At 71.4% G+C, this 25505-nt stretch carries 24 protein-coding genes; 13 read left to right on the top strand and 11 right to left on the bottom strand.

Annotated elements, in window-relative coordinates; translation table 11 throughout:
* Positions 1–28: 28 nt before the first annotated feature.
* Positions 29–1231 carry an MFS transporter gene (locus tag AC0NH5_RS14255; RefSeq protein ID WP_474403637.1) on the top strand — a complete coding sequence of 401 codons (1203 nt, stop codon included), beginning with the start codon at positions 29–31 and terminating at the stop codon, positions 1229–1231.
* A 46-nt stretch (positions 1232–1277) separates the two neighbouring features.
* On the opposite strand, the gene AC0NH5_RS14250 is transcribed toward AC0NH5_RS14255, so the two are convergent.
* Positions 1278–2189 carry a LysR family transcriptional regulator gene (locus AC0NH5_RS14250; RefSeq protein WP_474403635.1) on the bottom strand — a complete coding sequence of 304 codons (912 nt, stop codon included), beginning with the start codon at positions 2187–2189 and terminating at the stop codon, positions 1278–1280.
* Positions 2190–2267: 78 nt separating this feature from the next.
* Between AC0NH5_RS14250 and AC0NH5_RS14245 the strand changes: the two genes are divergently transcribed.
* From AC0NH5_RS14245 to AC0NH5_RS14230, 4 genes are all read left to right on the top strand, one after another.
* Positions 2268–2675, top strand: a complete 408-nt coding sequence (locus tag AC0NH5_RS14245; RefSeq protein WP_474403633.1) for a RidA family protein — start codon at positions 2268–2270, stop codon at positions 2673–2675.
* A gap of 83 nt (positions 2676–2758) precedes the next feature.
* Positions 2759–4192, top strand: coding sequence for an SMI1/KNR4 family protein (locus AC0NH5_RS14240; RefSeq protein WP_474403631.1), 1434 nt, complete (start codon positions 2759–2761; stop codon positions 4190–4192).
* A 68-nt stretch (positions 4193–4260) separates the two neighbouring features.
* A complete protein-coding gene (locus AC0NH5_RS14235) occupies positions 4261–5307 on the top strand; it encodes a glucose 1-dehydrogenase (RefSeq protein WP_474403629.1) in 1047 nt (348 codons plus the stop codon).
* Positions 5308–5314: 7 nt separating this feature from the next.
* Complete coding sequence (locus AC0NH5_RS14230; RefSeq protein ID WP_474403627.1) at positions 5315–5608, top strand: hypothetical protein; 294 nt, start codon at positions 5315–5317, stop codon at positions 5606–5608.
* Here the strand turns inward: AC0NH5_RS14230 and AC0NH5_RS14225 are convergent.
* The 4 genes from AC0NH5_RS14225 to AC0NH5_RS14210 form a co-directional block, all read right to left on the bottom strand.
* Positions 5530–6753, bottom strand: coding sequence for an McrC family protein (locus AC0NH5_RS14225; protein ID WP_474403625.1), 1224 nt, complete (start codon positions 6751–6753; stop codon positions 5530–5532). The genes AC0NH5_RS14230 and AC0NH5_RS14225 overlap by 79 nt on opposite strands.
* A complete protein-coding gene (locus AC0NH5_RS14220) occupies positions 6750–8900 on the bottom strand; it encodes an McrB family protein (RefSeq protein WP_474403623.1) in 2151 nt (716 codons plus the stop codon). The genes AC0NH5_RS14225 and AC0NH5_RS14220 overlap by 4 nt, the downstream gene beginning before the upstream one ends.
* A 19-nt stretch (positions 8901–8919) precedes the next feature.
* Positions 8920–10146, bottom strand: coding sequence for a serpin family protein (locus AC0NH5_RS14215; RefSeq protein ID WP_474403621.1), 1227 nt, complete (start codon positions 10144–10146; stop codon positions 8920–8922).
* A 74-nt stretch (positions 10147–10220) separates the two neighbouring features.
* On the bottom strand, positions 10221–11078 hold the full coding sequence (locus tag AC0NH5_RS14210) for an alpha/beta fold hydrolase (protein ID WP_474403619.1): 858 nt from the start codon (positions 11076–11078) through the stop codon (positions 10221–10223).
* Positions 11079–11301: 223 nt separating this feature from the next.
* On the opposite strand from AC0NH5_RS14210, the gene AC0NH5_RS14205 reads away from it, so the two are divergent.
* From AC0NH5_RS14205 to AC0NH5_RS14190, 4 genes are read left to right on the top strand one after another with little or no spacing between them, the layout of a single operon-like run.
* The gene (locus AC0NH5_RS14205) at positions 11302–12699 is read left to right on the top strand and encodes a family 43 glycosylhydrolase (protein ID WP_474403617.1); all 1398 of its coding nucleotides are present in this window, start codon (positions 11302–11304) and stop codon (positions 12697–12699) included.
* Between the two features lie 35 nt (positions 12700–12734).
* Positions 12735–14132, top strand: coding sequence for a glycoside hydrolase family 43 protein (locus tag AC0NH5_RS14200; RefSeq protein WP_474403615.1), 1398 nt, complete (start codon positions 12735–12737; stop codon positions 14130–14132).
* Complete coding sequence (locus tag AC0NH5_RS14195; protein WP_474403613.1) at positions 14132–14407, top strand: hypothetical protein; 276 nt, start codon at positions 14132–14134, stop codon at positions 14405–14407. Before AC0NH5_RS14200 ends, AC0NH5_RS14195 begins: the two co-directional genes overlap by 1 nt.
* The gene (locus tag AC0NH5_RS14190) at positions 14397–14954 is read left to right on the top strand and encodes a hypothetical protein (protein ID WP_474403611.1); all 558 of its coding nucleotides are present in this window, start codon (positions 14397–14399) and stop codon (positions 14952–14954) included. Before AC0NH5_RS14195 ends, AC0NH5_RS14190 begins: the two co-directional genes overlap by 11 nt.
* Before the next feature lie 93 nt (positions 14955–15047).
* Here the strand turns inward: AC0NH5_RS14190 and AC0NH5_RS14185 are convergent, their stop codons facing one another.
* Positions 15048–16109, bottom strand: coding sequence for a sensor histidine kinase (locus tag AC0NH5_RS14185; RefSeq protein WP_474403609.1), 1062 nt, complete (start codon positions 16107–16109; stop codon positions 15048–15050).
* Between the two features lie 4 nt (positions 16110–16113).
* Entirely contained in the window at positions 16114–16773 is a 660-nt protein-coding gene (locus AC0NH5_RS14180; protein WP_474403607.1) for a response regulator transcription factor, read from the bottom strand.
* 95 nt (positions 16774–16868) lie between these two features.
* Between AC0NH5_RS14180 and AC0NH5_RS14175 the strand changes: the two genes are divergently transcribed.
* The 3 genes from AC0NH5_RS14175 (at position 16869) to AC0NH5_RS14165 (ending at position 21477) form a co-directional block, all read left to right on the top strand.
* Positions 16869–18068 carry a mannosyltransferase family protein gene (locus AC0NH5_RS14175; RefSeq protein WP_474403605.1) on the top strand — a complete coding sequence of 400 codons (1200 nt, stop codon included), beginning with the start codon at positions 16869–16871 and terminating at the stop codon, positions 18066–18068.
* Positions 18069–18154: 86 nt separating this feature from the next.
* Positions 18155–21193, top strand: a complete 3039-nt coding sequence (locus AC0NH5_RS14170; protein WP_474403603.1) for a glycoside hydrolase family 9 protein — start codon at positions 18155–18157, stop codon at positions 21191–21193.
* Positions 21194–21270: 77 nt separating this feature from the next.
* Positions 21271–21477 carry a DUF1737 domain-containing protein gene (locus tag AC0NH5_RS14165; RefSeq protein WP_474403601.1) on the top strand — a complete coding sequence of 69 codons (207 nt, stop codon included), beginning with the start codon at positions 21271–21273 and terminating at the stop codon, positions 21475–21477.
* Positions 21478–21527: 50 nt separating this feature from the next.
* Here the strand turns inward: AC0NH5_RS14165 and AC0NH5_RS14160 are convergent, their stop codons facing one another.
* Together AC0NH5_RS14160 and AC0NH5_RS14155 are read right to left on the bottom strand one after the other, a co-directional pair.
* Positions 21528–21911 (bottom strand): hypothetical protein, encoded by a 384-nt coding sequence (locus AC0NH5_RS14160; protein WP_474403599.1) that lies wholly within the window; start codon positions 21909–21911, stop codon positions 21528–21530.
* Positions 21908–22447 carry a PadR family transcriptional regulator gene (locus tag AC0NH5_RS14155; protein WP_474403597.1) on the bottom strand — a complete coding sequence of 180 codons (540 nt, stop codon included), beginning with the start codon at positions 22445–22447 and terminating at the stop codon, positions 21908–21910. The genes AC0NH5_RS14160 and AC0NH5_RS14155 overlap by 4 nt, the downstream gene beginning before the upstream one ends.
* Before the next feature lie 171 nt (positions 22448–22618).
* On the opposite strand from AC0NH5_RS14155, the gene AC0NH5_RS14150 reads away from it, so the two are divergent.
* Positions 22619–23311: a hypothetical protein gene (locus AC0NH5_RS14150; RefSeq protein WP_474403595.1), complete on the top strand. Its 693-nt coding sequence runs from the start codon at positions 22619–22621 to the stop codon at positions 23309–23311.
* Positions 23312–23348: 37 nt separating this feature from the next.
* Here AC0NH5_RS14150 and AC0NH5_RS14145 read toward each other — a convergent pair whose 3' ends face one another.
* Together AC0NH5_RS14145 and AC0NH5_RS14140 are read right to left on the bottom strand one after the other, a co-directional pair.
* The gene (locus AC0NH5_RS14145) at positions 23349–24398 is read right to left on the bottom strand and encodes a hypothetical protein (protein WP_474403593.1); all 1050 of its coding nucleotides are present in this window, start codon (positions 24396–24398) and stop codon (positions 23349–23351) included.
* 24 nt (positions 24399–24422) lie between these two features.
* On the bottom strand, positions 24423–25451 hold the full coding sequence (locus tag AC0NH5_RS14140) for an LCP family protein (RefSeq protein WP_474403784.1): 1029 nt from the start codon (positions 25449–25451) through the stop codon (positions 24423–24425).
* Between the last annotated feature and the right edge of the window lie 54 nt (positions 25452–25505).

Raw genomic sequence — 25505 nt, 5'->3', positions numbered from 1 at the left:
CCTGTCCCTCCGCCTCACGGGAGACGCCATGCGCCGGGCACCCGCCCTCTCCTTCCTGCTCGTCACCGTCTTTCTGGACCTGCTCGGCCTCGGCCTGATCGTGCCGATCGTGCCCGCGCTGATGTCCACCGTCGCCGCCGACGCCGCCGGCGCGGTGTTCTGGTCCGGGGTGCTCGGGTCCACCTACGGCCTGCTGCAGTTCGTGGTCTCGCCGCTGCTCGGCCGGCTCGCCGACCGGTACGGCCGGCGGCCCGTGCTGCTCGTGTCGCTGGCCTGCCTCGGCGTCGACTGGCTGGCGCACGCGGCCTCGCCCGGTCCCTGGACGCTGCTGCTGTTCCACGCCCTCGCCGGTGCCTGCGCGGGCACCAACACGGTGGTCAACGCTTACGTCGCCGACGTGACGGCCCCACACGAACGAGCCCACGCCTACGCGCTGATCGGCTCGGCGTTCGGCCTCGGATTCGTCGCCGGCCCGGTCATCGGCGGCCTCCTCGGCGCGGTCGACGTGCGCCTGCCGTTCCTGGCCGCCGCCGTGTTGTGCTTCGTCAACGTCGCCTACGGCTGGTTCGTGCTGCCCGAATCCCGCCCCGGCGACCGCGCCACCCCGCTGACGCTGCGCACCGCCGACCCGATCGGTGCGCTCGTCGCGGTCCTGCGCCGGCCGGTGCTGGGGCGGCTCGCCCGTGCGCGTCTCTGCGCCGACGTGGCCCGCATGATCCATCAGTCGACGTGGGCCTTCTTCCTCGCGTACCACATGGGTTTCGACACCGCGCGGATCGGCACGCTGATGGCGGTCTCCGCGCTGGCCGGCGCGTTCTTCCAGGCCCGGGCCGTCGGCCCGCTGGTCCGCCGCCTGGGCGACAAGCCCGCCGCCGTCCTCGGCGCCCTGCTCAGCGCCGTCACGCTGGCCGGCACCGCGCTCGTCTCGACACCGTGGCCGCTCTACCTCCTGCAGGTGGTCGGCGTGCTGGCCGGCGTGGGTGGTGCCGCCGCCCAGTCCTGGATCTCCCGCAGCACCGGCGCGGACGAGCAGGGCACGGTGCAGGGCGCGCTGACCGGTCTCGGCGCGATCGCCGAGACCGTCGTCCCCTTCGTCGCGGGAGTGGCGTTCAGCTGGACCCTGGCGCACGCGTCGCCCGGCATGGTCCTCGCCGCCGCGGCCGTCTTCGCCGCGTGGTCCGCGCTCCTGCTCGCCACCACCCCACCCCCGAAGGCTCCTACCGGGCCGTAACGCCCACCCCGGTGTGTGAACTTGAGGCTCGTGTCGAGCCTCAAGTTCACACGCTGCTGGGGGCTTGGAGTTCTCGGGCGGCCTGCTCCAGGTGCTCCAGGAAACGGGTGACCGCGGGCGCCGTGCTGCGGCCGGCCACCGTGGCGGCGTAGACACGGCGCACCGACTCGTCGTCCGGGTGCAGGCGCAGCAGGGCGATGTCCGCGGGCGTCGCGCGGACGGCGAGGGCCGGGATCAGCGCGACGCCGAGTCCGGCCGCCACGCAGCCGAGCTTGCCGGTCCACTCGGCGACCACGATGTCGATTCGCGGGCGGAAACCCGCGGCGACGCTCGCGCCCAGCAGTGACCGATCGGCGTGCGGGGAGCCCGAGACGAACGGCTCGTCGGCGAGCTCGGCCAGGCGTACCGTGCGGCGGCGCGCCAGCCGGTGATCACGGGCGACCGCGACCAGCATCCGCTCGTCGAGCAGGTGGCGCAGCTCGAAGCGCGGATCCCCGGACGGCCCGGCCGGGGCCGAACTGATCACCGCGACGTCGGCGTCGCCACCGGCCAGCTGGTCGAGCAGGGCCGGGGTCAAGCCCTCCACCAGCGATAACGCGATCGCGGGAAAGGCCTGGCGGAACGACGCGAGGGCCCGTGGCACGAGCGCGGCCACGGCGGTCGGGAACGCGCCCACCCGCAGCCGCCCGGCGCCGAGCGCGTCCAGCTCGTCGACTGCCCGGCGGGCCGTGCTCAGCCTGTCGAGGACCGCGTCGGCGTGCGGCAGCAGCGCCCGGCCCTGCTCGGTGAGCGCGATGCCGCGGGGCAGCCGGTCCACCAGCCGGGCGCCGACCACCGTCTCCAGCGCCGCGATCTGCCGGGACACCGCGGACTGGGTGAAACGCAGGCTGCGGGCGGCGGCGGTGATCGAGCCGAGACGCGCGACGGTCCGGAACACCTCGAGCAGTCGCGTTTCCATCCCGTCATGTTATGCACGCATGTCAGCCATGCCAGATGCTCGTTTGTCGCATGGCGGCGCGCTCCCTAGCGTCGAGCCATGAAGCTCATCCTCGACAACCCGGCCGGTGTCGCCGCCCCGTACCGGGATCGCTTCTCCCATGTCGCCCGCCTGGACCTGCCCGGCGGATCGGTGCTCACCCTCTCCGGCCAGGTCGCGGTCGACGACCACGGCGCGGTCGTCGGCCCCGGTGACGCGGGTGTCCAGGCGAAGCGGACCTTCGAGCTCATCGGCGCGCTCCTCGCGGCGCACGGTGCGGGGTTCGGCGACGTGCTGCACATCCGGACCTACCTGCTCGACCTCGGCGACCTGCCGGCGTACGCCGCGGTGCGCCGCCGGATCTTTCCCGCCGATCCGCCGGCCAGCACGACCGTCCAGGTCAGCGGCCTCTTCCTGCCCGGACTGGTCCTGGAGGTGGAGGTGACCGCCGTGACCAGCCACGGCTGAGGCCGGACGCACCTGAAACCACCACGCAGGTCCCGAGTCGACCGCTGGGAGTCGCCACGGCGGTGGTGTCTACAGTGGTCGATGTGAACGGGGGCTGGCCGGGCCGGGGTCTGTGGATGGTCACCGCGACTGCGGTGGACGTCGACTGGCGTCTCGCCGTGGCCGCGTTCGCGGCGGCCGCCCAGGTGCCGGTCGCCGCCGTGGTCGTCGGCGCGGCGGTGCCGGCCGACGACCCGTCCCGGCCGCATCTGGCCGGGCTCGTCGAGCTGACCGGCGCCGCCCGTCTCACGCTGGCCCACGCGCGCGACCTCGTCCTGGCGACCGCCCGGGCGTACGACGTGGTGCTGCTCGCCGCGCCCGCCGGCCCGCTCGTCGCGATCGGCGAGGGCGACTGGACGCTCGCCGACCTGGCCGCCGAGGTGAACGCCCGGGCCCTCGTGGTGACCAGCGCCGGCCCCGACGCGGTCCACCACACCACGCTCGCGCTCGGCGCCCTCGCCGGGCACGGTATCTCCGGCTCGGTCGTGACGATCGGCGACGTCGACGACGCGGACCTTCCGGTCGAGCCGGCCGGCCGCATCCCCGCCGGCCCGCCCGTCGACCTGACCGACGCCGCCGACTGGTTCGACGAGAGGCTGCGCGAGACGGCGTCCGGCGGCCCGGGCGCCGAGCAGGTCGCCGGCCGCCGCCCGGCAGTCAGTGGCAAACGGGTCGTGCTGGCCCTGTTCGGCTTCTTCGTGGTCCTGGTCGTGCTGGTCTGCACCATCGCGTGGTGGGGCCGCCCGACCTTCGAGTTGGAGCAGGAGGCCACCCTGAGGCAGCCGGCCCCACACCTGTCCGCGCCGCTGGTGCCGCCGTCACGCCGCTTCACGCCGCCGCCCGCTCCTCGCCGGGCCGCCACCGACGTCTGCCCGCAGAACTCCGGCCACGTCACCGCGACCCGGCCGGACGCGAGGACCACGGCCCGGGTCGGCGCGGCCTGGCGCCGCATCGAGAGATGGCTCGCCCGCCGGGCCCCGGCCACCGCCCGGTCGCTGCGCCCGGGCGCCGGCGCCGCGCAGATCGACGCGCTGCAGCGCCGGATGTCGGTCGCCTTCCCACCCGACCTGGTCGCATCGCTGCGCCGCCACGACGGGGTCGATCAGGTGGGCCGGTTCGACTTCCCGCCGTTCTACGGCCCGCTGTCGCTGCGGGGCATCTTCGTGGACTGGGAGGTGACGTGCGGGGTGCTGGCCGGGGCCGAGGACTCCTGGGGCGGCGAACCCTGGTGGGACCCGGACTTCGTGCCGTTCGCGGAGGTCGGCGACGGCGGCAGCCTCCTCGTCGACCAGCGTCCGGGCGGTCACGGCCGGGTGGGTGAGTTCTACCCCGAGGACGGCACCGACTTCACCGAGTGGCCGGCCTCGGTGGCCGAGCTTCTGGAGCAGACCGCCGGGTGCCTGGAGACGGGACGGCCGTGCGGCGGACGTTACCGGGCCAGGGTCACCTCGGGCGGCGCGCTGGAGTGGGACTCCTGACTTTCGCGACCGGCCCGTTTTGACCGTTTCGGACGCTCACCGCTGGGTAGCCCGCCCGTGGAGGAATGATGCGTGCGCTGACGATTGAACCGCTCAAGCCGAACACCGCCGAAGTCCGGGACGTGCCGGACCCGGAGCCCGGACCGGGGGAGATGCTGGTCGAAGGGCTGGCGCTCGGCGTCTGCGGCACCGACCGGGAGATCGCCGCCGGCGAGTACGGCTGGGCGCCGCCCGGCCGCGACCGGCTGGTGCTCGGGCACGAGTCGCTGGGCCGGGTGCTGGCCGCCCCGCCGGACAGCGGGTTCACCGCCGGTGACCTCGTCGTGGGCGTGGTCCGCCGCCCCGACCCGGAGCCGTGCGGCGCCTGCGCGCGCGGCGAGTTCGACATGTGCCGCAACGGTGGATACACCGAGCGCGGCATCAAGGAGATCGACGGGTTCGGCAGCGGGCTGTGGACCGTGGAGACGGACTACGCGGTCGGCCTGGATCCCCGGCTGGCGGACGTCGGCGTGCTGATGGAGCCGGCCTCGGTCGTCGCCAAGGCCTGGGAACAGATCGAGAAGGTGGGCGGCCGGTCCTGGTTCGAGCCGGAACGGGTGCTGGTCACCGGCGCCGGCCCGATCGGCCTGCTGGCGGCGCTGCTCGGCATGCAGCGCGGGCTGGAGGTGCACGTGCTCGACGTGGCCACCGACGGACCGAAACCCGCCGTCGTCGAGGCGCTCGGCGCGCGGTACCACTCGGCCGGGATGGCGGAGGTCGCGGCCACGGTCAAACCGGACGTCGTCATCGAGGCGACCGGGGTACCGAGCGTGATCTTCGGAGCGATGACCGGCAGCGCGCCGTACGGCGTGGTCTGCCTGACCGGCGTCTCGGCCGGCCACCGCCTCACGGTCGACGTCGGCTCGGCGAACCGCGAGATCGTGCTGGAGAACGACGTGGTCGTCGGGTCGGTCAACGCCAACCTGCGGCACTTCACGGCCGCCGCCACCGCCCTCGCGGAAGCGGACCACGGCTGGCTGTCCCGGCTCATCACCCGGCGGATCCCGCTCGAACGTTTCGCCGAAAGCCTGGAGGCCGACCCCGACGACATCAAGGTGGTCCTGGATCTGACCTGAGGCGTCCATGGACCCTCGACTCACCGACCCCGGATTCACCGCCGTGTCCGGCGTCGACGTCTCGGCCGCGTTGATCGAGCGGGGCCGCCGCGCCCGGCCCGATCTGACCCTCGACCTGATCGAGTCGCCACCGGCCCTGCCGCACCCGGCGAACCGGTTCGACGTGGCGGCGCAGCCATCCAGATCCTGGCCCGCAAACGGTGACCGGCACGACGCATGCCTCTACGGGACGGTGGCCGACGGCACGTTCGTCCTCGACCGGGACCCGATCGCGACGTCGTCGGCGATCCGGTCGATCTGACGCCGGACGTCGTCGAGCGATGCCGCCAGATCAAGCCCGTGCGCTACGACCCGGACGCCGCTGCCGGTCAGCCGGTACTCCCGCCGGGGCGCATGGCCGGTGGCGTACACCAGATGGCCTTCGGACGTGCCGAGTGCCGTGCAGTAGGCGAGCATCTGGTACAGATCCGCGTTGGGCGGCGTGGCCTTGCTCGTCGTCTTGTACTTGGCGTCCACCACGCCCGCGCACCGCTCGTGCCGCCACCAGGTGATGTCCGGGTACATGCCGACCAGCGCGGTGTCGTCGAGGAACATCGGGTGCTGGGCGACCACGGCACCGCCGTGGCGGGCGGTGACGGCTGCGCGCAGGACGGCGGTGAGCCAGTCCTCGAAGACGGTGTTGAGGTCGACCGTGAACCCGCCGGCCGATGTGGTCCCGGCGTGGTGTTCGGTGCCGTGCCGGGCGAGCACCAGCCGGGCCAGGCGGAGCGCGGGACGGTACCGGGCGTTGAGCCTGGTCTCGGTGACAGCCGGCAGCGGTGTGCCCGGCGTCCACCGGGACACGTCGACCAGCGCCTGGACGAGCCGGTGCAGTCCCCGGCGGGCCGCGGCCGGCACGCCGGCAGTCCGGCGGAGCTGATCGCCGGCAGCGAGCAGGATCTGGTTCTCGGCGATGTCGGGGGAGTAGTCGTCGTACCGGACCTCCAGCGGCGGGGCCAGCCCGAGCCGGGCGCGCAGCTGATCGGCTTCGCGGAGCCGGCCGCGCAGCGTGGGCAACGCCTCCTCCGCCACCCGATAACCCTGCAGCACGCCGGCGGCGAGGGCCCGCGACGCCGCCGCGGTGAAGGCCACGGCGAGCGCCGGCATGAAGTCGTCGACGGTCTCCAGATCAGCGATCTCCGGCCGCCAGGCCCGGTCGTCGCGAGCGTGGCTCACCATCCAGAACAGCCGGTCGATCGGAAGCTTCGGCCGGACCCGGAGCTCGACGGTGTCGCCGCCGGCAGGGAACTGGAGCACCCCGACGGTCGAGGCCGCGGTCAGCCGCAGCCGGCCGTCGATGGTCAGGCCCACGGTCACCATGCCGGTTCGGGCGAGCAAGGGAGCCAGCAGCGCATCGCCGGGCTCGAAGTCCTTCGTCTGGTGCTCGTCGAGAACGAACTGTCTCATGGCGCCAGGCGCCGCCGGAGAACGCTCAACCCGTACCTGGCGCCGATGTCGACGCCATCACCGAGGTGTCGTTCCTCCAGCAGCGGTTCGATGGCCGTACGCCAGATCCGGGCCAGCCCTTTCTCGTCGGCGACGCGGGGGTTCATCAGGTACGACGGTCCGACGGCCGCGTCCCGGTCGCCGATGGCGCGGTTCAGCTCGTCCAGCAGGTCTGCCCGGTCCTCCGGGAGCTGGTTCGCCACCAGCCATCGCCGCAGCATGTCGCACAGCGGGGGCTCACCCGGGAACAACCCCTGGAACAGGAACCTGCGCCGCATCGCGGCATCGACCAGGGCGATGGACCGGTCGGCGGTGTTCATGGTGCCGATGATGAACACATTCGGGGGCAGCTCGAAGTCGTCCGTCGGGGAGTACTGCAGTTGTATCCGCCGGCCGCGGTACTCGAGCAGGAAGTACAGCTCACCGAAGACCTTCGCCAGGTTGGCCCGGTTGATCTCGTCGATGATCAGCACGTAGGGCTGGGCCGGATCCTTCCTGGCCTCGGTGACGAGCTGTTTGAACGGGCCCGGCTCCAGCGAGAACGCGATGCCGCCCGGCTGGTCGCCGCGGACCGGCCGGTAGCCCTCGAAGAAGTCCTCGTACGAGTACGAGGGATGGAACTGGACGAGCCGGTACGCGCCGTCGACGTCACCGGTGAGGTACTGCGCGAGTTCGTACGCCAGGAAGGTCTTCCCGGTGCCGGGTGGCCCGTACAAGATGATCTGCTTCTTCTCCCGGAGCAGGTCGACGGTGTCCAGCAGCCACTCGTGATCGATGAACAGCCGGTCGGCGAAGGCCGGTGTCGGGTCGTTGAGCTCGACGTCGGCCTCGGCCGTCGCTTCGTCCTCGATCGGGGCCAGGCCGGCCAGGGCGGCGAACTCGCTGGTGGCCGCCCCGAGGTCGCTGACCGTGAGCTGACCGGCGAGCTTGTTGCGGGCCATGGTCGACAGCTGGTCCTTGCTGATCGGCGCGTCCGGGTTGGCCCAGGCCACCGCCCGGCGCCGGTTGGCGATGTTGCCGGGGGCCGGCGTCCAGGTGACCGGCCCGGTCACCCGGCCGACGTAGATTCCCCGCCAGTCCAGGGTCACAACGACGTCACCCTCGCGCATGCGGTTGAGGAACCGGTCGAGGACGCCGACCCGAACGCTGCGCTGGGCGACGGAATATCCGGTCAGGCGTTCCCGGAAGACCTCGTCGAGGTCGGCTTTCGCGGTCCCCGGCTTGATCTCCGGGAATTCCGGAAACGCCACGGAGCAGAAACCTTCGGCGAGCCACTGGCTGATGAGATTCTGGCCGTGCACCTTCGCGCCGCGGACCAGCCAGCCTCGCGGGCCCGCTGCCTCTTCGGCGCCGGTTGCCCCGCGCCACTGATCGAGCAGCGGAGGCGCGTAGAACCGCACCGCTGTTCCGGTCTCGTCGCGGAGCCGGGTGACGATCGCATCCAGGTCCCGGTCGACGTCGCCGGTCGGCGCGGTGACACTGAACGCTTGGACGATCTGTTCCTTGTGCCTGCGCGAGACAACCGCCGGGAAGGTCTCCGGAAAGGCGAGGTTGAGCAGCACGTTGCGCTGGCTGTAGGCGCTGCCGATCGGCACCTCGTCCACGACGGCACGGAACAGCCAGGGGTCGTGCAGCGCCGCTTTCTGCCGGTCGGACGGCAGGCGCTTCCAGTTCTGCACGAACCTGACGAGGAACGCGATCTGCCGATCCCGCTGAGTCATGTATGCCGTGCCGGCGCGAACAAGCCCGCTGTCGAGCAGCCGATCGAGGTGGGCGGGGATCTCCGGTCGTGGATCCAGCAGGCTCAGCGCCCCGTCGACGACCGTTCGCTTGGCCGGTCCGCCGATGTCTTTCGGCAGCAGCAGGTGCAGATAGATCAACTCAGCCATCAGCTGAACCGCTTGCGGCGGAGCCGATGACAACTGGCCGCTGAGCTTCTGGACGAAGCTGCCGCTTCCGGTGTCGGGCTGCTGCACGAAGTTCGCGTCGAGCGTGTCCGCCGATGCCGCCGACCAGATCGCAGCGCCGGGAGTGAACAGCGAGCCGTCGCCGATCAGGCCCGCTTCCAGAATCCGCCGGGCAGCGGCGTAAACAGCCTCGTCGTCCACAGAGCTCACCATAGGGGTCTCAGGCGCGGGGGTCGGTCACCGCGCCGAGGAAGAGGATGGCGTTGGTGTCGCGGTCGGAGATGGTGAAGGCGAACGGGTGGTCGACCCGGAAGACCGTCTGACGCAGGGGGAGCGAGGTGACCATCGCGCCGCCGGAGACGGCAGCGGCTTCGGTGCCCTTCTCGTCGACGCGGAGGTACGTCTTGTGCGCCACCGTCGACAGGGCCGGCCCGGCCGGTGACATCGGCCGGAAGTCGGCGTCACTGGGAGTGAACGCTGTCGTCATGCCGAGCTTGCGCAGCGCGCCCGTCAGCTCACCCTGCCACCGCAGTTCGAAGCGTGGCAGCGCCAGCTCGTCGAGCGTCTGGTCGGCCAGGCTGTCCACCGCTGCCTGCCACGACCCGGCGTCCAGGGTGGCGAGCACGCTGTCCAGCCCGTCCGCCCGGTCCGGCAGCATGATCTCCATGCCGTACCGGCCGTCCTCACCGTACGGCAACCGCACCATCCGGTAACCATCACGCTGCGTGTAGCCGAACGTCTCGCCGCTCAGGTGCATCGTCGGCACTTCGGTGCCCGCGCCGCCGGGCACGGTGAAGCGCGCCGGGCGCGTCCGCGCCGGGTCGAACGGGGTGCGCCACTCGCCGAGGAAGTACACGGCGTTGAGCAGCGCGAGCGTGGCGGCCTGGTCGGGCAGGCCGAGGTCGCCGGCGATGCCGTCGATCAGGCCGTTAGTGTTCTGCCGCACCCATTCGTCGATCTTCCCGGCGGTCTCCGCCGCGCCGAGGTCGGCCTGCTCCGCGGTCGCCCCGAGCGTCCGACGGACGAATGACAGGTAGTCCTGCTCCAATGGGCTGTTCGGATCTGCCCATAGGGCGTTGGCGACCGACAGGGTGACCTCGTCGGTGTCGGCCACCTGCCGCAGCAGCGCGCCGACCCGTACGTCCCGGTGGTTCTTCAGATGCAGCACCTCGGCGATCTCGGCGGCCGTCGCCCCGTCGGCGCCGGCCAGCAGCAGCGCCAGCAGCGCGGTCATCGACAGCGGAGCGGTGATCGTGGTGCGGGGACCGCTGCGGACCTCGCGGAAGAGGTCGAACGCGAAGCCGTTGACTGCTGCGCTCACCGCGCGGGCGTCGGCCGGGGCCAGGTCGGCCACCAGCGCGGCGTCGATCCGGGCCGCGTCGCCGGGCGCGCTCGGTGCGCCGCAGCCGGCCAGGACCAGGGTCAACACGATCAAGAACGCCTGCATGCGTACGGGTGAACGCGCTCCGTTGCGAGCCATAGATGTTCGACGCCCGCCGCCCCGCGCCCGTTCCGTGCGTCCTACCGCAGAAATCCGTGCAGCGCCCCGACCACCGCAGCCGGGTTCTCCTCCGCCTGGTGGTGACCGGATTCGATCGGTTCCCCGCGGACGTCGGCAGCCCAGGCCCGCCAGATCGTCAGCGGATCGCCGTAGAGGTCTTCCATGTCGTCCCGCGTCGACCACAGGAACAGCACCGGGCATTCCACGACCCGTCCGGCCCGCCTGTCCGCCTCCTCGTGGTCCCGGTCGACGCCGAGGCCGGCCCGGTAGTCCTCGAGCATGGCCCGCACCGTGTCCGGGTCGCGGGTGGCGGCCCGGAACTCGCGGTGGTTCTCCGCGCCCATCGATTCCGGGTCGCCGCTGTACCACTTGCCGGGGTCGGCCAGGATCGCGCGTTCCGGCTTGTCCGGCTGGGCGAAGAAGAACCAGTGGTACCAGTCGTGGGCGAATTTCGCGTCGCACCGGGCGAGGGCTTCGCTGATCGGCACGCCGTCCATCACCACGAGGCGGCTCACCGCCCGCGGGTGGTCGAGGGCCAGGCGCAGGGCGACGTAGCAGCCCCGGTCGTGGCCCGCCACCGCGAACCGCGGATGCCCCAGGTGTTCCATCAGGCCGGCCAGGTCTGCGGCGACGGCACGCTTGGACTGCTGCGAGTGGTCGGCGAGGAGGGGCGCCTTGCTGGACGCGCCGTAGCCGCGCATGTCCGGGCAGACCACGGTGTAGCCGAGTTCGGCCAGCCGCGGTGCCACCCGGTGCCAGGTCGCGCCGGTGCGCGGGTGCCCGTGGATCAACAGCACCGGCGGGCCGTCGCCACCGTGCCGGACCCGCAGCCGTACGTCGCCCACCGTGATGTGCTCGTCCCGGAAGCCCTCGAACATGGTTGTCATCCTTACCCGGCCGCCCTCGCCGGGCATCCTGTTGTTAGCGGCAACATCTCTGGATCGCGAATGCGCTCGAAGAGCCGGCGGCTAGGTACACGCCTTGACAGTCATATATGTGAGCGATAACACTGCTGCGAAACGCCTTCGGAACACAGCGGCGATCCGGCCCCCACCGGTCGCCCGCTGAAGGACCCCCATCCGGCGAAGGAAGTGAAGCCCCATGTCCCCGTTCCGTCCCGGCCGCAGACTGGCGGCCCGCGCATCGACGGTGCTCATCGGCGCAGGCCTCGTCACGGTCATCGCGCCCACGCCCGCCTCCGCGGCGGAGATCCCCACCGGCGCCCGCTCGCTGCAGTCGGTCAACGTACCCGGCGCATATCTTCGGCACGCCGACTACCTCGGCTCCCTCGCCGCGGTCAACGCCGGCAGCTCCGCCCAGGCGCGCAGCGACGCGACCTTCACCGTGACCCCCGGCCTGGCCGGCGGGACCGGTTGCGTGTCGTTCCAGGCGGCCAACGGGATGTGGCTGCGCCACCGGGACTACCGGATCCGCCTGGAGGCCAACGCCGGAACCGCGGTGTTCCTGGCCGACGCCACCTTCTGCGTCCGGGACGGCTCCACCGCCGGATCGGTGCGGCTGGAGTCGTTCAACTTCCCGGGACGGTTTCTCCGGCACCGCGACAACCAGCTGTGGGTCGACCCCGCAACGACCAACCCGGGCACGTTCGCCGGGGACAGTTCGTTCCGGGTGACCGCGCCGTGGGTCGCCGGCCGGCGGAGCCCGGTGCTCAAAGGCCTGTACGCCGACCCGAACATCGCCCACCTCGCCGGGCGGTACTACCTGTACCCGACCACCGACGGGTACAACGGCTGGAGCGGGACGCGGTTCAAGGCGTTCTCCTCGACCGACCTGGTGAACTGGACCGACCACGGGACGATCCTGGATCTGGGCCCGCAGATCAGCTGGGCCGACGACCGGGCGTGGGCGCCGACGATCGCGTACCGCGACAACCGGTACTACTTCTACTTCAGCGCGGCGACCAGCATCGGCGTCGCCACGTCGAGCAGCCCGACAGGCCCGTTCACCGACCCGCTGGGCCGGCCGCTGGTGCCGGCCGGATTCCGCGGCGGCCAGATGATCGACCCGCACGTCTTCACCGACACCGACGGGCAGGCCTATCTGTACTGGGGGAACGGCTCGGCGTACGCGGTACGCCTGAACGCCGACATGATCTCCTTCGACGCCACCGCGGTCCGCACGTTCAGCCTGCCGAACTTCCGCGAGGCGCCGTTCGTGTTCAAGCGCAACGGCACGTACTACCTGACGTACTCGGTGGACGACACCCGGTCGGAGAACTACCACGTCGAGTACGCCACCGGCGCCTCGCCGTTCGGCCCGTGGACCCACCGCGGCACGATCCTGGCCAAGAACCTGAGCCTCGGCATCAAGGGGCCCGCGCACCAGTCGGTGGTGAAGGCCCCGGACAGCGACACGTGGTACATCGCCTACCACCGGTTCGCGATCCCGGCCGGTGACGGCACCAACCGCGAGGTGACCGTGGACCCGCTGCGGTTCAACGCCGACGGGACGATCCAGCCGGTCGTACCCACTCTCTGAGCACCGCCGCCTTCCCCCATCAGGCAGAAAGGTCCATGATTGTGCACCTGTCCCGACGCGAATTCACCCGCCTGGCCGCCCTGGGCGCGCTGACCACCGCCACCGGCGGGGCAGCGCTGCTCGGCGCGCCGTCGGCCGCCTCGGCCGCCAACACGGCGTACGTGTTCGGCTATTTCACGGAGACCCCGGACCAGAGCGGCGACAGTTACGCGCTGCACCTGGCGGTCAGCACCGACGGCCTGAACTGGCGGCCGCTGAACCAGAACAATCCGGTGGTGACGCCGACTGCCGGCACCCAGGGCCTGCGCGACCCGTTCATCCTGCGCAAGCAGGACGGCACGTTCGTCGTGCTCGCCACCGACCTGCGCGGGCGCATCTTCACCGAGAACAACCAGTACCTGCACGTGTGGGACTCCACCGATCTGCGCAGCTTCACCGGGTACCGCCGGATCCGGATGCACGGGCTGGCCACCCACACATGGGCTCCCACCGCGTTCTGGGTGGCCTCCCGCAACCAGTACGCCATCGTGTACTCCGCCAACAACGGCAACGACGTGTTCATGGTCAACTACACGTCGGACTTCCGGACGGTGAGCGCCAACCAGGTCTACTTCAGCCCCGGTCACCCGGTGCTGGACGCCGACATCGTGGCCGACGGATCGACGTTCTACATGTACTACAAGAACATGAGCGACGGCCTGATCTACGGCGCGCGTTCGTCGACCGGCAACCCGAACAGCTACAGCAACTACACCGGCGGGCTGCGGCAGGGCAACGCGATGGAGGCGCCGCTGCTGATCAAGAACAACACCGGCAGCGGCTGGCGGCTGTGGGGCGACTCGTTCAGCCCGGTCAACAACGACTACTACGCCTGGTCGACGTCGAATGTCGGCAGCAACGCGTGGACGCTGCTCAACCAGCGTGACTACACGCCGCCGCTGAACGCCAAGCACGGCTCGATCGTGGGCATCACCGCCGCGGAGCACGACGGCCTGGTGGCGCGCTGGGGCCTGCCCGGCTGGGTCCGCCTCAAGTCGTACAACTTCCCGGACCGGTACGTGCGGCACGCCGACAGCATCGGCCGGATCGACGCGTACCCGTTCGACCCGCACCAGGACCAGCTGTGGCGGATGGTGCCCGGCCTGGCCGACAGCGCCGGCGTCTCGTTCGAGTCGGTCAACTACCCGGGCCGGTTCCTGCGGCACAGCAATTACGCGATCCGGCTGGACGCCACCGACAACACCGCCGCCTTCCGCGCCGACGCCACCTTCACCCGGGTCGCCGGCCTGGCGGACGCGAGCTGGTCGTCGTTCCGGTCGTACAACTTCCCGGACCGATACCTGCGCCACTCCGGGTACGTCCTGCGCGTCGACCCGCTCAGCGCCGCCTCCAGCGCCGGCGACCGCCAGGACGCCACCTTCCGGGTCTCCTGATGACAACGGCGCCGAACGCGCTCGGCGACCGGAGCCCGGTGGCGGACATGTGGCGCACCACCGAGGACATCAGCGACACGAGGAGCTCCGGCTGCCGGGCCGACTGTTTCATGGGCGTCACCGAGATCCTCGACGTCCAGGCGCCGCTGCACCTGTGGTCCGGGCCGCAGAAGTGCGTGCGGGAACGCGGGCTCCCTCGCGGGAGGGAGAGGATCCCCCTGGAGGCGGGAGGTACACGGGCACGCTCGTTCCTAGCGTCGAAGCATGCCGACTGACCGTATACGTGCCGCGTGGCGCAGTGCCCACACCGCGGTTCCCGGCGTTCCCCGCTGGGCGCGGATCGCCGCCTTGACCATTCCGTTCATCGTTCTGCCGTCGGGGATCTGGCGGCTGCCGGCCGCGTTCCGGGACGGGCCGGACTTCGGGGAGCGGCTGTACATCGTCTGCCTGTCGGTGGTGGCGGAGGCGATAGCGTTCACGGCGGTCGGGTTGATCGCCGGCTGGGGCGAACGGTTCCCTCGGTGGATACCCGGCCTGCGCGGCCGCCGGGTGCCGACGGCGGCCGCCGTCGTTCCCGCGGCCCTTGGCGCGGTGTTCCTGACCCTCCTGTGGACAGCCGCCTTCTCCGGGATCCTCGCCGGTCGGACCTGGGGCGGCGAACCGCTGCCCGCAGAGTTCCCCACGCAGGGCGGCACGCTTGAAGCCGTGATCTTTTACGCGTGCTATCTGCCACTGCTGCTGTGGGGGCCGATGCTCGCCGCGGTCGCCTACGCCTACCATCGCCGTCGGCAGGTGCGTCCTGTCCCGATCCCGGGCACATGAGTTGGCCGGCGCGCGGAACCGTGCCCACACCCACTGCTGGTCGTTGTGGCGGTCATGGCCGGCCGGGTAGCAACGAATGATGTGGTCGGGACGCTAGGTGGACGAGGGCAGGCGGACCGTGACGCGCAGGCCGCCGTCCGGGTTCGGCACGGCGTCGAGGGTGCCGGCGTGCGACCGTACGATCGCGCGGGCGATGGCCAGGCCGAGGCCGCTGCCGCCGGTGTGGTCCAGGCGGTCGCCGTTGAGGCGGGTGAACGGCTCGAAGAGCCGGGGCACGTCCGACGCGGCGACCACCGGGCCGGTGTTGGTGACCGTGAGCGTGCCGTCGGGGCCGAGCGCGACCCCGACGGTGCCGCCCGGCCGGTTGTACTTGACGGCGTTGTGGACCAGGTTGCGGATCAGGCGTTCCAGCAGCACCCGGTCACCGTCGACGGTCCGGGGGAGCAGGTCGGTGGTGAGCGTGACCTCGGCGGACCGGTGCCCGGCGGCCACCTCGGCGGCGATCTCGGCGGCGATCTCGTCCAGGCGCTGCGGGGTGTGCGCGACGATGCCCTGCTCGGCCTGGCTCAGCGTGAGCAGGCCCTCGATGATGCGCTCGCTGCGTTCGTTGGCCTGCAGCAGTTGCCCGGCCACCTGGGCGGACTGGTCGCCGGCGAGCGGTTCCGCCATCGCCACCTCGATGATCATTCGCTGCAGGGCCAACGGCGTACGCAACTCGTGGCTGGCGTTCGCGGCGAAGGTGCGCTGGCCCTCGTAGCCGGCGGCGAGCCGGTCGAGCATGCCGTTCAGTGCGACGGTGAGCGCGGTGACCTCGTCGTGGCGGCCGCGGCCCGGCGGGATGCGCAGGCCCAGGTTCTGCGGGCCGACCTGGGTGACGAGCGGGATCAGGTCGCGCACCGGCGCCAGCACCCACCGGGACACCGGCCGGTACAGCGTGACGGCCGCGGTCAGCATGATCGCGTACAGGGTGAGGGAAGTGACCGGCTTGTTCCGGTCCAGCGTGCCGCAGAAGCCCTCGATGGCCTCCCGGCACGGCTCGTATTCGTAGGCAGGGAACCACTCGAGCCCGTACCAGTAGCGGTGGACCACCATCACCACGGTGATGGCGATCGCCAGGACCAGCAGGAGCCTCGCCCGGACGGTACGCAGGTGCATCCGTTCAGCCTCCGAGGCGGTAGCCCGCGCGGGGCACGGTGTGGATGACGGCCGGATCGCCCAGCTTGCGGCGCAGCTTGCGCATGGTGACCGGTACGACGTTCGTGAACGGGTCGATGTTCTCGTCCCACACCTGCTCCAGCAGGTCCTCGGCGCTCACCGCCTGTCCCTGCGCACGCATCAGCGCCCGCAGCAGGCCGAACTCCTTGGCGGTCAGCTCGAGGGGTCGCCCGTCGCGGGTGGCCGTGCGGGTGCCGGTGTCCAGCACGACGCCGTCGCGTTCGAGCACCGGCGGCAGCGCCGGTGCGGTGCGCCGGGCCAGCACCTCCAGCCGGGCGACCAGCTCGGCGAAGGCGAACGGCTTGGTCAGGTAGTCGTCGGCGCCGAGCCGCAGCCCGGCCACCCGGTCGTAGACGCTGCCGGCCGCGGTCAGCAGCAGCACCCGGGTGTCCAGGCCCTGCTCGCCCATCCAGCGGCACACCTCGTCGCCGGTCCGGCCGGGCATGTCCCGGTCGAGCACCGCCACGTCGTAGCGGTGCACGGCGAGCCGCTCGACCGCGGCGTCACCGTCGTAGCAGACGTCGACCGCCATCGCCTCGCGCCGCAGCCCGCGCGCCAGCAGGTCGACGTAGAGCCGCTCATCGTCCGCCACCAGCACCCGCATCTGCTTGAGTGTACGAAACGGCAGATAACCACCCGATAAATCGTCGATCTTGGATTTAGCCGGGGGTTATCAGCCCGTCCGTAGGTTCGGCGGCCATGTCGACACTGATCGCGCCGGCGCCCCGGACCGTCATCCCGGCACGGTTGCCCGAGCAGGCCACCAACCCTTGGCGTACGGCCTTGGCCGCGGCCGTGACGGTGTGGGCGGTGACCACCGTCGTCCGCCTGGCCGTCAGCGCGCTCGCCGCTCTGCCCCGCCGGGACGGCCGGGCTCCGGACCTGTCGGCGATCATGTGGGGCTGGAACCAGTGGGACGCCCAGCATTACGTGACGATCGCCGAGAGCGGCTATCACCAGGGGCCGGGCTACCCGGCGTTCTTCCCGTTGTACCCGCTGCTGATGCACCTGCTCGACCCGATGCTGCCCGGCGGCGCCCAGGTCGCCGCCCTGGTCATCGCGAACGCCGCCGGGATCGGCGCGCTGGCGGTGCTGCACCGGCTGGCCGGCCACGAGTTCGGCTCCCGGGTCGCCGGGCGCGCGACCTGGTACCTGGCCGCCACCCCGATGGGCTTCTTCCTGTTCATCGGGTACAACGAGTCGCTGTTCATCCTGCTGGCCGTCGGTGCGCTGTACGCCGGTCGTCGCGGGCACTGGTGGCCGGCCGGCACGCTCGCCGGCCTGTCGTCGGCGACCCGGCTGTTCGGCCTGCTGCTGGTCGTCCCGCTGGCCGTCGAATACCTGCGCCAGACCGGGTGGCGGCCCTCCCGGATCCGGCCCGACGTGCTCGGCCTGGCTCTCGTGCCGCTCGGTGTGGCCGCGTACAGCTTCTATTGCTGGGTGGAGCTGGGCGATCCGCTCGCCTTCAGCGCCGCGCAGGATGAGTGGAGCCGGCGTTACACGCTCCCCGGCGAGGCCTGGCTGATCACGGTCCGCCAGATGGGCGAGCAGGAACTGCTGGCGCCGCACACGCTGGCCGCCGTCCTGGACGCCGCCGCGATCCTGGTCGCGGTCGTGCTGCTCGTGTTGTGCGTGACCGGCCCCTACCGCTTCCGGCGCGATCAGGTCTATCTGGTGGTCCAGGGCGGGCTGACGCTCGTCATGCTGATGTCGACGGAGGTGGGCGGCCGGTCCATGCAGTCGGCGGCCCGGTACGCCATGGAGGCCGTCGCGATCTTCCTGGTGCTCGCCCGGATAGGGGCGAACGGAGTCGCCGATCGCGCGGTGCTGGTGGCCGGCATGGCCCTGCACGCGGTGTTCCTCGTCGTCTTCATGAGCGGGGCATTCCTGGTCGCCTGATTGACAGGCGTTAATCCAATGGCAACAATCGTGGTGACGTGGGAGCGCTCCCACCACTGGCCTGTGATGTCACTGGAAGGACCCCTGTGAAGCCACACCGACGTCGGCAGCTCACCGCGTCGCTCGCCGCGGCCACCCTCGCGCTGACCCTGCTCCCCACTGCACCGGCCGCCGCCGCGCCGGTCCAGCACATCCCCAACGGCGATTTCGCCTCGGGCACCACCGGCTGGTGGTCCACCGAGAACGCGCCCTTGTCGGTCGTCGACGGACGGCTCTGCGCTCAGGTCCCCGGCGGTACCACCAACGCCTGGGACGTCAGCCTCGGCCACAACGGCGTCCCGCTCATCGACGGCGCCGCGTACGCCCTGAGCTTCAGCGCGTCGGCCGGCGAAGCGGTCAGCGTCCGGGCCAACGTCCAGCTCAACGAGGAGCCGTACACCACGGCGCTGTCGCGTGCCGTCGCCCTCACGGCCGAGGCGCAGACCTTCGAGTACGAGTTCACCGCCGGGGTCGACTCGCCCAACGGCACGCTGACCTTCCAGCTCGGCGGCAGCGCCGAGGACTTCACCTTCTGCCTCGACGCCGTCAGCTTGACCAGCGACGAGGCCGCTCCGCCGCCGGGCGGCCCGGAGCAGCTCGAGAACGGGGACTTCGCCGACGGTACGGCGGGCTGGTACACGTACGGCACCACCTCCACCGGGGTGGACGACGGACAGCTGTGCTCCGCGGTGCCGGCCGGGCTGGCCAACCCCTGGGACGCCGGCATCGGGCAGAACGGGATCACTCTGGTCGCGGGCTCGTCGTACACGTTCTCGTTCGACGCCTCGGCCACGCCGGGAGCCACCGTCCGTGCGAACGTGCAGCTCGGGGCGGAGCCGTACACCTCGTTCCTGTCCCGTGAGGTCGCGCTCACCGCGGCCTCGCAGCACTTCGAGTACACCTTCACGGCCTCCGCGGACACCACCGCCGGCCAGGTCGCCTTCCAGGTGGGTGGCAGCACCGCGGCGTACACGATCTGCCTGGACAACGTCTCCCTGATCGGCGGGGAGGAGGAGCCGCCCTACGTGCCGGAGACCGGACCGCGGGTCCGGGTCAACCAGGTCGGCTACCTGCCCGCCGGGCCGAAGAACGCGACGCTCGTCACCGACGCCACCCAGGCGCTCGGCTGGCAGCTGAAGAACGCCGGCGGGGACGTGGTCGCCGACGGCACCAGCACACCGCGCGGAGTCGATGCCGCGTCCGGGCAGAACGTGCACAGCATCGACTTCAGCTCCTTCCGCACCGCCGGCTCCGGCTACACGCTGGTCGCGGACGGCCAGACCAGCCACCCGTTCGACATCTCCGGCACCGTCTACCAGCAGCTGCGCTCGGACGCCCTGCAGTTCTTCTACATCCAGCGCAGCGGCATCGAGATCGACGGCGACCTGGTCGGCGCAGAGTACGCCCGGCCCGCCGGGCATCTCGGCGTCGCGCCCAACCGTGGTGACACCGACGTGCCCTGCCGCGCCGGTGCCTGCGACTACCGGCTGGACGTCCGCGGCGGCTGGTACGACGCGGGGGACCACGGCAAGTACGTCGTCAACGGCGGCATCGCGGTGCAGCAGCTGATGAGCACCTTCGAACGCACCAAGACCGCGGCCACCGCCGCGCACGGTGCCGCGCTGGCGGACAGCACACTGCGGGTGCCCGAGCGCGGCAACAAGGTGCCGGACATCCTCGACGAGGCCCGCTGGGAGCTCGAGTTCCTGATGCGCATGCAGGTGCCGGCCGGCGAGCAGTTTGCCGGGATGGCCCACCACAAGATGCACGACGCCAACTGGACCGGCATCCCGATGCAGCCCGAGGACGACCCCGAGCAGCGCGAACTGCACCCGGTGTCGACGGCGGCCACGCTCAACCTGGCGGCGACCACGGCACAGTGCGCACGGCTGTACGCCCCCTACGACGCGGCCTTCGCCGGCCGGTGCCTCAGCGTGGCGCGTACGGCGTACGCCGCGGCGAAGGCAAACCCCGCCAAGATCGCTCAGGACCTCGGCGGCGGTGGCGGCGGATACGGCGACGGCGACGTCAGCGACGAGTTCTACTGGGCCGCCGCCGAGCTGTACCTGAGCACCGCCGAGCAGGCATATCTGATCGACGTGACGGCCAGCCCGCACCACACCGGCGACGTTTTCGCCGCCACCGGGTTCGGCTGGGGCAGCACCGCCGCACTGGGCCGGCTCGACCTCGCCACGGTGCCCAACCTGCTGCCGCAAGCCGACCGGCAGCGCGTCCGGCAGTCGGTGGCGGACGCCGCCGATCGATACCTGGCAACCCTGAAGGCGCAGGCGTACGGGCTGCCCATGCCGGGCAACGCGGGCAGTTACTTCTGGGGGGCGAACAGCAACATCCTCAACAACGTCCAGGTGCTGGCCACCGCGTACGACCTGACCGGTGACAGCAAGTACCGGGACGGCGCGCTGCAGGGCGTCGACTACATCTTCGGCCGCAACGCGCTGAACCAGTCGTACGTCACCGGCTGGGGCGAGAAGTCCTCGCAGAACCAGCACAGCCGCATCTTCGCCCACCAGGCGGACGCCAGTACGCCGCACCCGCCGGCGGGCTCCCTCGCCGGCGGCGCCAACGCGGGCCTCGACGACCCCTTCGCCAAGGACCTGCTGGAAGGCTGCAAGCCGATGTTCTGCTACGTCGACCACATCGAGTCGTACGCGACGAACGAGGTGGCGATCAACTGGAACTCGGCGCTCGCCTGGGTGTCCTCCTTCCTCGCCGACCAGGGCACCGGCCAACCGGCCGGCGGGGTGTCCTGCGACGCGACCTACACCGACTACGGCCCGTGGCAGGGCAACGGCGGCTTCACCGCCCAGGTCACCCTGACCAACACCGGCACCACCGTGATCGACGGATGGACCAGCCGGTTCGCGTTCCTCGGCGGCCAACGGGTGCGCGAGGCGTGGTCGGCAGCGGCCACCCAGGACGGCGCGACGGTGACCGCCAAGAACACCAGCACCAGCCGGCGGATCCAGCCGGGGCAGACGGTGTACTTCGGATTCAACGCCACCACTGCGGGTGGCCCGAATCCGGCACCGGAACTGATCACCCTCAACGGGTCAGCCTGCAGCTGAGGAAGTCACGAGAGGCCCGGCCGGCGTCAGCCGGCCGGGCCTTGGCATATGCCGGGGCGGACCGACAGAATCAGGCGGTGCCCGAACCCCTTCGCTACCGGCTCATCACCGGCCCGGACGACGCCGAGTTCTGCGCCCGCGTCAGCAGCCTCCTGAACCAGGGCTACCGCCTGCACGGTTCCCCCGCCGTGACGTTCGACGGCGCTCAGGTCATCGCCGCCCAAGCCCTGGTGCTCGCCGAGACGACGGACACCGGGACTACCGTGGGCGACGGGGTGCACTGATCCAGGCCGGCAATCGCTGATCGTTCGCGGCAGACCGCTCCCGGGACTGGTCAGGGCGCCGGCGCGCGGGCCGCGAGGAAACACAGCACCGCCAGCGTGGCCGCGAACGGCCCCCACAGGTACCGCTCCCAACTGCTCGGCGACGCCACGTTCATGACCGTGCCGAGCAGCAGCAGGCCCATCACGATCCAGGTGCCCCACTGCGCCACGGTCCACGGCAGCAGTTCCGTCAGGTGCCCGGCCCGGCGCAGCAGCACAACACCGGCGAGGACCCAGATCGCCGCGGCGACCAGGCTCGCCACCCGCAGCTGCCGGGGCAGCGTCCCGGCGTGGCTGCCGCCCCAGGCGGCCCGGCCCAACGGTGCGCCGGCCGCGAGCGCGACCTGGAACAGCACGATGATCCCGAATCCGATCGCCGCCAGTCGCGCCGTCATGCCTGCTCCATCTCGTCGAGCATCGGCAGGCAGGTGTCGGCCCACCCGATCGCCGCCGCGGCACTGTGCCGGCCGGCCAGGATCGTCATGCGGATGTACGGGCTGTCCGGCGTGCCCTCGGTGTCGTTGCCGGCCAGCAGCCGGTCGAACTCGGCGAGCCGGGCGACCGCGTCGGCTCGGGCGCCGGCGATCAGCTCGCGGCAGGCGGCGGAGCCCAGGGCACGGCCGAAGAAGAGTCGCAGCAGCAGCCCGTTGCGCGGCGCCACCTCGCGGACGGGCTCGGTGAGCAGCTCACGGAGGCGCTGCCGGCCGGTGTCCGTGACGGTGAACGTCGAGCCGCCGGCGCGGGCGGTGCCGGCGCGCGCGACGAGACCCTCCTGCTCCAGCGCCTTCAGCGTCGGATAGATCTGGCCGAAGCTCTCGCTCCAGAAGTGCCCGAGCACGTCGCGGATCGCCTCCCGCAACGCATAGCCCGACATCGGCTGGATGCTGAGCGCACCCAGAACCGCCATGTCGGTCTGGCTCGACCGTGCCACCGCGCCTCCAATATATCTGCCAGATATGTTGCGTCAGGGTAGCGTGGCGGTCAAGCCGCCGGGACCTTCCCTCCCTGCAGCACGGCGGGAAGTCTCAGGTACGTGTTTCGGCCGCCGATGACGCCTCGCATGAGAGCTCCCCGCCGTATGCGCTGGATGATTCTTGGCGTCATGGCCGGTGCGGCCGCCGGTTGGGTGCTCGCCGCGCGCAGACGCGACGACCGGCAGGCCGCACCGCAGAAGCCCGCTGTCCCGATTCCACCCGTGCCGGCCGCTACGCGCGAACCGGAGCCTGCGCGGTCACTCGCCCGGATGGCCGTCGGCTCCCTCATGGTCGTCGTGCTGGCGATCGCTGTCGTCGTCGCGACCAAACCATCCAACGGTGACGGACTGGTGACACCGCGCATGGTGACAACACCGAGCGCCGGCCCGAACGGTATGTACGTGCAGGTCACCGTACCCGGACCGGTCGGCCGAGATCAGCGCGTAGCCTTGACCGCCGACAACGGCGCCCGTGTCGAGGTCGGCGCCGAACTGCACCTCGAACAGCCCGATTTCGACAACCCGGACCAGCGGCTGGTCTTCTTCACCGTGCACGTCCACAACACCGGCACGGCGCCGATCGTCGCGCGTCTCACCTCGGACGCCTGGGTCCTCGACTCGGCCGGTGAAAGCCACCGGGGCGATCACATGCGGTCGGACATGGGGGAAGAGCTCACCGTGCCTCCGATGCTGCAACCGGGCTGGGAGGTCGACCTCACGGCCGGCTTCCCCGTTCCCGAGGACGCCGAACTGACCCGGTTGCACATCGCGCTTCCCGTCGGCGAAAGCACCCGCAGCGCGGAGTGGAACCTGCAGCGATAAGCCTGCTGAGCAGCGACGAGATGCCGATCGTCACCGCTCAGAAGGTGTAGTAGCTGTAGTAGTACGGCCGGCCCCGCTCGTAGATCGCGCGCAGCCAAGGCTGTCCGACCTCCGGCAGCCGTGCCAGGACGCTGAGGAAGATGCGGCCGTCCGGCTCGAGCCGGCAGTTGGGGAGCAGCGCGGGGAGGGCCTCCGGCAGCACGGGGACCGACCGCCCGACCGGTTTCGGGTCGCGGTGGAACGCGAGATGCCGCCAGGCGTCCCAGGCCAACGGGACCGGTTTCACCGGCCGGGCCGCCGGCCAGACCTCACCGGTCTGCGGATGCTCCGGGACGAGGGCCAGGTCGCCGGCGGCGGTCGGCAGTCCGGGCCCGGCCAGGGTCAGGATGCGCTCCCGCCCCGTGCCGGCCGGGAGGACGAGACGGTCGAGAGTGGGCCGGAAGATCTCGGCGACCCGGTGATCCGGGATCAGGATCGGGTCACCGTTCGAGACGGCCAGCAGACGCGCCAGCGCGGAGGCCGTGGCGGCCATCCACATGGGGTCCCAGCCGCCGTCCGGTTCGAGGGGCGGGACGCCGGGCCGCTGGTCGAGCAACTCCGTCCAGCCCAGCAACGGGTGCGGTCCGGAACCGTCCTCGATCACGTGGGTCGTCCGCGGGTCCAGCCACACTGCCTGCCGCAGGCCGCAGTCGTCGATCCGGGTGGCCACCGCGGTGCCGCAGGTGACGCAGACCATGTTGGGCTCGCTCCCGTCGAGGCCGCAGCATCCGAAGTCGCCGGCCAGCTTCGGGTCGATGACGGCGTTGCGGACGTCCCCCGGGCCGAGCAGGACCTGGCCGACCGGCCCGTCGGAGACGCTGTACCTGGGCGCGTACCAGCCGAGCGCCTCACCGGCTTCGACCTCCTCCCACCGCCGCCACGGCGGACCGGAAGGCAACGGGTTCACCGCGAAGGTGCCGGGCTCCAGCACCGGGTCGAGTGAGCCCGGCCCGTTCCCGTATTTCTGATGCGCGTGGACCGGAAGCGCGACCCGGGACACCGGGACCGTCAGGGCGGCTCCGCAGGTCCGGCAGCCATGAATGGTCACGTCATCAGTCTGACCGATCGTGACCTAGCCGTCGACGGTGACCACGCCGGGGTTGTCGATGAGGAACGGCGCCACCCGGTCCTGGGCCACGGCGGCGAAGAAGGTGCTGGCCGGGGCGGGGAGCTGCTCGCCGCGGTATCGACCGTCCTCGAAGAGCGCTCGGCCGGGCAGGCCGATCGTGGTCATCGTCGCCGGTGTCAGCGTCTTCAGCTCGGCAGCCCAGTCGGCGATGGAGTGCGGGCTGCCGGTGAAGGTCAGCGAGTTGCCGAGGGCGGTGATCACGGTCAGCAGCTTCGCCGGGTCGGTGACCACCTCCCGGTTGAGCGCCCGCCTCGTCATCGCCTTGATGAACTGCCGCTGGTGGCGCTGGCGGTCGTAGTCCGAGCCGGGCAGGCCGTAGCGCTGGCGGACGTAGTCGAGGGCCTCCCACGGCTGGAGGCGGACCGCGGTGTCGCCCTTCGGGTACACCTTCTGCGCGCCGGTGTACGGGCGCAGGCAGCGATGGTGGCCCTGGCATTCGGGCAGCCGGTCGCGCGGGGTGCCGTCGGGCTTGCGGTGCTCGGACACGACGTCCTGGTCGATGCGCATGCGGACGCCGCCCATCGCGCGGACGAGCTTGGTGAAGCCGCCGAAGGTGAGGATGGCGCCGGCGTCGAAGTGCGGGATGCCGGTGAGGTCGCCGACCGTCCGGGCGAGCAGCTGATATCCGCGGGCCGGGTCGTAGGTGTCGGCGCCGGTGCGGCTGCCCAGCGCCATCGCGGCGTTGATCTTGGCCTGCTGTGCCACCACGCCGGCGGCCGGGAAGTCGGGGATCCGCACGACCAGGTCGCGGGGGAGGGAGAAGAGATAGGCGCCGTGCCGGTCGGCCGGGATGTGCGCGACGACGATCGTGTCGGCGAGCGGGGCGACGTGCGAACCGCGCGGGTCGATGCCGACCAGCAGCACGTTCAGCGGGCCGTCCATGCTGCCGGGCGCGGCGCGGACCGCCTGGCCCACGACGAGCGCGGGAAGCAGCAGCAGAGATCCGACGACGGCGCTGAGCCGAGCCCACATCGGTGCGCGACGGTGCACGAACCTCTCCTCTCGATCACGGCAACGAGCGAATAC

This window comes from Actinoplanes sp. 13, assembly GCF_056134165.1.
The sequence above is the reverse complement of the archived record's forward strand: the minus strand, read 5'-3'. Positions and strand labels throughout refer to the sequence as shown.